This is a genomic window from Nocardioides sp. (genome assembly GCF_016462705.1).
GTDB lineage: Bacteria > Actinomycetota > Actinomycetes > Propionibacteriales > Nocardioidaceae > Nocardioides.
The window spans coordinates 1-6,701 of the sequence record NZ_JAEMSS010000204.1 but is presented as its reverse complement, the minus strand read 5'-3'; the positions used below and the strand labels follow the sequence as shown (position 1 = coordinate 6,701).

The 6,701-nt window shown below is 72.5% G+C and carries 8 protein-coding genes; 4 read left to right on the top strand and 4 right to left on the bottom strand.

What is annotated here, in order from left to right:
- Window positions 1-988, top strand: a 988-nt coding sequence (locus JHD21_RS19215) for a hypothetical protein (protein WP_292678482.1), incomplete at its 5' end; no start/stop codon positions are given.
- Between the two features lie 55 nt (window positions 989-1,043).
- Window positions 1,044-3,092, top strand: a complete 2,049-nt coding sequence (locus JHD21_RS19210; protein ID WP_292678480.1) for a glycosyltransferase — start codon at window positions 1,044-1,046, stop codon at window positions 3,090-3,092.
- A 29-nt stretch (window positions 3,093-3,121) separates the two neighbouring features.
- Here JHD21_RS19210 and rplI read toward each other — a convergent pair whose 3' ends face one another.
- The 4 genes from rplI to rpsF form a co-directional block, all read right to left on the bottom strand.
- Window positions 3,122-3,568 (bottom strand): 50S ribosomal protein L9, encoded by a 447-nt coding sequence (gene rplI, locus JHD21_RS19205; RefSeq protein WP_292678478.1) that lies wholly within the window; start codon window positions 3,566-3,568, stop codon window positions 3,122-3,124.
- Window positions 3,569-3,593: 25 nt separating this feature from the next.
- Complete coding sequence (rpsR, locus tag JHD21_RS19200) at window positions 3,594-3,830, bottom strand: 30S ribosomal protein S18 (protein WP_292678476.1); 237 nt, start codon at window positions 3,828-3,830, stop codon at window positions 3,594-3,596.
- 57 nt (window positions 3,831-3,887) lie between these two features.
- Window positions 3,888-4,436: a single-stranded DNA-binding protein gene (locus JHD21_RS19195; RefSeq protein ID WP_292678475.1), complete on the bottom strand. Its 549-nt coding sequence runs from the start codon at window positions 4,434-4,436 to the stop codon at window positions 3,888-3,890.
- A 131-nt stretch (window positions 4,437-4,567) separates the two neighbouring features.
- Entirely contained in the window at window positions 4,568-4,876 is a 309-nt protein-coding gene (gene rpsF, locus JHD21_RS19190) for a 30S ribosomal protein S6 (protein ID WP_292678473.1), read from the bottom strand.
- 189 nt (window positions 4,877-5,065) lie between these two features.
- Here rpsF and JHD21_RS19185 point away from each other — a divergent pair, with 189 nt between their 5' ends.
- Together JHD21_RS19185 and JHD21_RS19180 are read left to right on the top strand one after the other, a co-directional pair.
- Window positions 5,066-5,785: a serine/threonine-protein kinase gene (locus JHD21_RS19185; protein WP_292678470.1), complete on the top strand. Its 720-nt coding sequence runs from the start codon at window positions 5,066-5,068 to the stop codon at window positions 5,783-5,785.
- Between the two features lie 19 nt (window positions 5,786-5,804).
- Entirely contained in the window at window positions 5,805-6,602 is a 798-nt protein-coding gene (locus tag JHD21_RS19180; RefSeq protein WP_292678468.1) for a deoxyribonuclease IV, read from the top strand.
- The last annotated feature ends 99 nt before the right edge of the window (window positions 6,603-6,701 follow it).

The window sequence follows — 6,701 nt, the reverse complement described above, 5'->3', positions numbered from 1 at the left end:
CTCGATGACCCCGGCGCCCAACCCTGGGGGCTACGTGAGCTCGAAGACGCTCACGGTGGCGTTCAGCGGTGCGCACACCGATGCCGACACCGGCAGCATCGGCTTCGAGTGCCAGTTCTACAACACCGCGGCGGCACCGGCCGACTGGAACACCTGCACGAGCCCGGCGACGTACACCGGGCTGAGTGACACCACCACGACGCCCTACACGTTCCGGGTGCGGGCCGTGGACACCACGGACCGGGCGGTCCAGGCCTGCGACGCCAACCCGTTCATCGACGGATGTCTCGGCGACCCGGACCTGCCCGACCACGAGCCCGGCACCTCGCGCACCATCGCGGTCGACACGGTCGCGCCCAACACCTTCCTCAACCGGGAGCCGGTCGACAAGATCCGTCCGGACTGGCCGGTCGTCCTGACCACCAGCCCCACCCTGGAGGTCAACAGCAACGAGCCGGCCGGCTTCAGCTGCGCGGTCAACGGCGACCCGGTCACGCCGTGCGGGCGCGGCACCGTGACCCTGCGCAACCTGGCGGCCGGCGACACCACGTTCGTGGCCCGGGCCGTCGACCGGGGTGGCAACCTCGACCCGACGCCGGTGACGACGCGATTCTTCGTCCCGGCCGACCTCAAGCCCAGCAAGGGCTCCGGCTGGAAGAACGTGCGCAAGACGGGGCAGGGGCTGTTCGACAACGACTACGTCGAGGCCCGCAAGGTCGGCCAGACCCTGGTGGTCAAGCGGGTCAAGAAGGTGCGCGAGGTGCGGCTGATCGCACCCGTCGGGCCCAGGTCCGGCACCATCCAGGTGCGCGTCGGCCGGAGCCAGTGGTACACCGTCGACCTGCGCTCGAAGACGGCCCGGACCGCGCAGATCCTGGTGCGCGACGCGTTCTCGCCGTTGCAGAGCGGCACCATCCAGATCCGGGTGGTGTCGCTGCGGGGCACGAAGTCCAGCGTCCGCCTCGACGCCCTGGTCGCCCGCAGCTGACCGTCCCCCGTATCGGGCAGGCGCGCCAGCCTGCTCGTGCGCTAGTTTCCCGCGCATGACCTCACGGCCAAAGCAGGCCGCGCGGCGAGCCCTGCGGGCGATCGCCGCGACGGCCGACGACGGTGGTGCGCAGGACGTCGCGCCGAAGCTGAAGGCGATCCGGAAGCGACAGCGCCTGATGGCGGTACGGATGCAGGCCCGGCTCGAGGCGCTCGCCACCGAGACCCGGGCCCGCCACGCCGAGCTGGCCGCCCAGGTCAACACGACGGCGGCGCTCGCCGCGACACCGCCGCCCGGTCACGACCAGTCGGACCTGGTCCGGCGCATCTGGCTCCACGAGGAGTGGCTGCGGGCCGTGCCCCCGGCAGGTGTGCCCGTGTCGGTGGTGGTGCCCACCCGGCACCGGCCCGAGTTCCTCCGCCGGGCGCTGCGGTCCCTGGTCGCGCAGACGTACCCCGAGTGGGAGGGCCTGGTCGTCGACGACGGCGACCCGGACCGGACCCATGAGGTACGCGCCGTGCTCGACGAGCTCGCCGACCCCCGGTTGCGGCTGGTCCCCTCCCACGGTGGCAACGAGGGAGCGGCGCGCAACGCGGGGCTGGCGGCGGCGTCCGGGGAGCTCGTCACCTACCTCGACGACGACAACGTGATGTTCCCCGTGTGGCTGGCGGCCCTCGTCGACGCCGCTCGGCGGCATCCCGAGGCGCCTCTGCTCTACGGGGCGCGCGTGGCCCGGGACGCCGCGGGCAACGAGCGGGTCCACCTCGACGACTTCGACCGCAGGCTCCTGGAGCAGCACAACCTCGTCGACACCGGGCAGATCGGGCACCGCGCGGACCCGGCCGTGCGCTGGGACCCCGACCTGCCCCGGTTCAGTGACTGGGACCTGGTCCTCCGCCTCACCGATGACGACCCGGGCGTCCCCGTGCCCGCGCGAGCGGTCGGCTACACCACCGACGCGCCGGACCGGATCTCCGACGGGCGAGACATCGACGGACCGGCGGCGCGGGTGCGAGCCAGCGCCCGGCGGCGCCGGCCGTTGCACGTCCTCGGCGTCAACGCCCAGTTCCCGCTGCTCTCCGAGACCTACATCGCCGACGAGCTCGGCGCGCTCGCCGCGCACGGCGCCCGGCTCGGCTTCGTGAGGATCAAGAAGCCGGTCGCCCCCATGCGGGTCGACGCCCCCGTGTGGGGCGACCTGGCCACCGGCGTGCGCGAGTTCGCTCCGGACGTCATCGTCATGCACTGGGTCGGCGTCGCCCACATGCTCGCCGACCAGCTCACCGAGCTCGGGATCCCGTACGCCGTCCGCTCCCACGGGTTCGACATCGACCGCGGCGCGGTGGAGCGCGTGCTGGCGGACCCGCTCTGCCTGGGCGTGTGGGCCTACCCCACCGCGAGCCAGGGCTTCCCCGGCACCCACGCGCTCCCGCTGCTGCTCACCTCGCACGAGCGCATCCCGGCCCCGGATCCCAGCCGGACCCGTGACCTGGTGCTGTCCAGCTCGGCCGGGCTGCCGAAGAAGGACTTCGACCTCCTCTTCGCGGCGATGGACCAGCTGCCGGGCGTCGAGCGACGGATCGTCGTCGCGGCGACCGAGGAGTTCGAACAGCTCCCCGGGGACCTGTTCGAGCGGTGCGGCGACCGGACCGACCCACCCCTGGTGCAGGTCAACCTGCCCCGGGAGGACGTGTTCGCACTCCTCGGGCGGACGGCGCTGCACGTCTACACGCTGCGGCCCGACGACCCGTTCGGGATGCCGATGTCCGTGGCCGAGGCGCTGTGCGCCGGCGCGTCGGTGTGCCTGCCGGACCGGCCCGAGGCCCGCGCGTACGCCGGCCCGGGCGCCCGGTTCTACACGACCGCCGAGGACATCGCCCGGCACGCCCGGGAGGTGCTCGCCAACACCCCCGAGGTGCAGGAGGAGCGCGCCGCCAACCGGCGGTGGGCGCTGGAGCGGTTCTGCGACCCGGCGGCGGCCGAGCGGTTCAACGAGGAGCTCCGCGCCGCGCTGGCGCGGCACCGGGGCGAGGTGGTCCTCCCCCAGGTGCCGGCGCCGGCGCGCAACGGAGCCTCGAGGGGCACCGCGGACCTGGTGTCCTGAGCGGGCCCGGCGTCAGGTCGGTCAGGTCGTCAGGCGGGGACGACGTTGACGGTGACCGTCGCCGTCACGTCCTCGTGCAGACGCACCGTGATCTCGTGCGAGCCGAGGGCCTTGATCGGGTTGGCGATCGCGATCGTGCGCTTGTCGACGTCCTCGCCGGTGACCTCGGCGAGCGCGCCCGCGATGTCGGTGACGGTCACGGCGCCGAAGAGGCGGCCGGTCTCGCCGGCGCGGACCTGCACGTTGACGGGGGCCGCCTCGAGCTTGGCGCGGATCTCCTCGGCGTGGTCCTGGCCGCGGAGGGCGCGGCTGCTACGGGCCGCCTTGATCGACTCGACGGTCTTCTCGGCGCCGCGGGTCCAGCGGATCCCGAGCCCACGCGGGACGAGGTAGTTGCGGCCGTAGCCGTCCTTGACCTCGACGACGTCGCCCGGAGCACCGAGGCCGGTGACCTCCTGGGTGAGGATGAGCTTCATGTCTTCAGGTCTCCCTTGATGCCGGTCAGCGGCCGGTGGACGTGTAGGGCAGCAGGGCCACCTCGCGGGCGTTCTTGACCGCGATGGCGACGTCGCGCTGGTGCTGCACGCAGTTGCCGGTCACCCGACGCGCGCGGATCTTGCCGCGGTCGGAGATGAACTTGCGGAGCAGGACGGTGTCCTTGTAGTCGACACCGGTCGCCTTCTCCTTGCAGAACTGGCAGACCTTCTTCTTCGGCTTGCGCAGGACGGGCTTGGCCATGGGTTCAGTGCTTCCTTCAGTGGTTCGTGGAGTTCAGGGAAGAGTCCGGGTGGTGGATCAGAACGGGGGCTCGTCGGCGGGCACGCCGGGTGCCCCCCACGGGTCGTTGCCGGGCGAGGAGGCCGCCGGGGCGGGGGTCGCCCACGGGTCGTCGGCCTGCTGGCCGCCGGACGAGGCACCACCGGACGGCGCCGCGCCACCCGAGGGGGCACCGCCGCCGGAGTAGCCCTGGCCGCCGGAGCGGCTGACCCGGTTGACCTTGGCGGTGGCGAACTTGAGCGACGGGCCGATCTCCTCGACGTCGATCTCGAAGACGGTGCGCTTCTCGCCCTCGCGGGTCTCGTAGGAACGCGCCTTGAGGCGGCCCTGGACGACCACGCGCATGCCCCGCTGCAGCGACTCGGCGACGTTCTCGGCCGCCTGCCGCCAGATCGAGCAGCGGAGGAACATGGCTTCGCCGTCCTCCCACTCGTTGGTCTGCTTGTTGAAGTTGCGGGGCGTCGAGGCGACGGTGAAGTTCGCGACGGCCGCGCCCGACGGGGTGAAGCGCAGCTCCGGGTCGTCGGTGAGGTTGCCGACCACGGTGATGAGGGTCTCGCCTGCCATAGCAGTCTCCTAGCTAGGTCTGTGATCTCGCGGCGGTGTCGTGGGACGGCCGGACGAGCGCTGGTGCGCCCATCGTGGCCCTCGACGCCGACACCTGCCAGGTGCAGTCCACAGGGACGGCACCGCCGGGATCAGGAGGCTGGGGCCGCCACGGGAACCGTCGGCCGGATGACCTTGGTCCGCAGGATCGACTCGTTGAGGGTCAGCTGGCGGTCGAGCTCCTTGACGGTGGCCGGCTCGGCGGTCAGCTGGATGACGGCGTAGATGCCCTCGTGGTGCTTCGCGATCTCGTAGGCGAGGCGACGACGGCCCCAGACCTCGAGGGAGTCGACGGTGCCACCGTCCTTGGTCACGACGCCCAGGTACTTCGTCAGCGACGGCTCGATGGTCCGCTCCTCAAGACTCGGGTCGAGGATGACCATCACTTCGTAGTTGCGCACAGCAGTCCCTACCTCCTCTGGACTAAGCGGCCACGGGCGATCCGTGACAGGAGGGATGCGGTTGCACCGGCGCCCCGATGGGGCACGAGCAACAGCGAGCGAGATTACCAGCGGCCGGACGCTGCCTCCCAATCGCTGGGCTGTGGAGAGCGGCCGCCGGCGACGCCGTACGCCGCCTAGCGTCCGCCCATGGGCTCCGGGCCGCTCCTCGCGCGTCGCTACGAGCTCCGCGACGTGGTCGGCCACGGGGCGTCCGGGGTCGTCTGGCGGGCGTGGGACCGGCGGCGCCGGACGTGGGTGGCCGTCAAGGTGCTGGGCGCGGCGGTCCCGGACGTGGACGTGGACCTGCACCACCCGCACGTCCTGGCCCAGACCTGCTCGGTGGCCGAGGACGGCACCGCCTTCGCCGTGATGGACCTGGTCCGCGGCGGCTCGCTGCTCGACCTGTGCCGGGAGCACGGCCGGCTGCCGGAGGCCTTCGTGGGCGTCGTCGTCGACCAGCTCCTCCAGGCGCTGTCCGCGGCACACACCCGCGGGGTCGTGCACCGGGACGTGAAGCCCGCCAACTTGCTGCTCGACCCCACCGGGGCCGGCCGGCCGCGGGTCCGGCTCGCCGACTTCGGCGACGAGACGACGATCGGCACGCCCGGTTATCTCGCCCCCGAGCGCGAGGCGGGCGCCCCCGCGCACGCCAGCCAGGACGTCTACGCCGCCGGGGTGCTCACCCGGCGGCTGCTCGACCGCCCCGGACCGCTGGCGACCCTCGCCGGCGCGATGACCCGCGCGGACCCGCACAAGCGACCGACCGCGCAGGTGGCCCTGGCCCGGCTGCGGACCCTGCCGTCGCCGCGCGCGGACGCCTGGCCCACCGTGCCCGACCGGCTCGGGCACGTGTCCCACCGTCGGTAGCGGCTCGTAGATTGCCCTCATGACCCTCCGCATCGGTGCCCACGTGGAGCAGACCGACCCGATCGCCGAGGCCACGGCCCGCGATGTCCCGCTGGTGCAGTTCTTCCTCGGCAACCCGCAGAGCTACAAGGGCCCGGTCCTCGCCTACGAGGGTGGCGCGGCCGGGCTGAGGGCCGACGCGGAGGCCGCGGGCGTCGACCTCTACGTGCACGCGCCGTACCTGATCAACGTCGCCACCACCAACAACCGCCAGCGCATCCCCAGCCGCAAGCTGCTCCAGCAGCACGTCGACGCCGCGGCCGAGATCGGGGCGAAGGGGCTGATCGTGCACGGCGGCCACGTCACCGACGACGACGACCCCGCCAAGGGCTTCGACAACTGGCGCAAGGCGGTCGAGGCCACCGACCTCAAGCTCCCGCTGCTGATCGAGAACACCGCGGGCGGCACCAACGCGATGACCCGCTACCTCGACCGGATCGCCGGGGTCTGGGAGGCGATCTCCTCGACCGAGCAGTTCGACCGGGTCGGCTTCTGCCTCGACACCTGCCACGCCCATGCCGGCGGCAACCCGATGGAGACCATCGTCGACGACGTCTTGGCGATCACCGGCCGGATCGACCTGGTGCACTGCAACGACAGCCGGGACGCGTTCGACTCCGGCGCCGACCGGCACGCCAACCTCGGCGCCGGCCAGCTCGACCCCGACCTCCTGGCGTCCGTGGTCCGCGAGGCGGGCGCACCGGTCGTGCTCGAGACGCCCGGCCCCGCCGACGCGCACGTCGCCGACATCGCCTGGCTCCGGGAGCGCGGCGTCTGACGGGTGGCGGAGTCACCGGATATCCGGGGACTCATCCACGGCGGAGGAGACTCCTGCACCCAGTCCGACGCTTCTGCACCCAGATCTCGGTGCAGAAGC

Excerpts from the sequence above, each read along its gene's own strand:
- JHD21_RS19180 (WP_292678468.1), top strand. The coding sequence starts at position 5,805 with ATGACCCTCCGCATCGGTGCCCACGTGGAGCAGACCGACCCGATCGCC.
- JHD21_RS19185 (WP_292678470.1), top strand. The coding sequence starts at position 5,066 with ATGGGCTCCGGGCCGCTCCTCGCGCGTCGCTACGAGCTCCGCGACGTG.
- rpsR (WP_292678476.1), bottom strand. The coding sequence starts at position 3,830 with ATGGCCAAGCCCGTCCTGCGCAAGCCGAAGAAGAAGGTCTGCCAGTTC.
- rplI (WP_292678478.1), bottom strand. The coding sequence starts at position 3,568 with ATGAAGCTCATCCTCACCCAGGAGGTCACCGGCCTCGGTGCTCCGGGC.
- JHD21_RS19210 (WP_292678480.1), top strand. The coding sequence starts at position 1,044 with ATGACCTCACGGCCAAAGCAGGCCGCGCGGCGAGCCCTGCGGGCGATC.
- JHD21_RS19195 (WP_292678475.1), bottom strand. The coding sequence starts at position 4,436 with ATGGCAGGCGAGACCCTCATCACCGTGGTCGGCAACCTCACCGACGAC.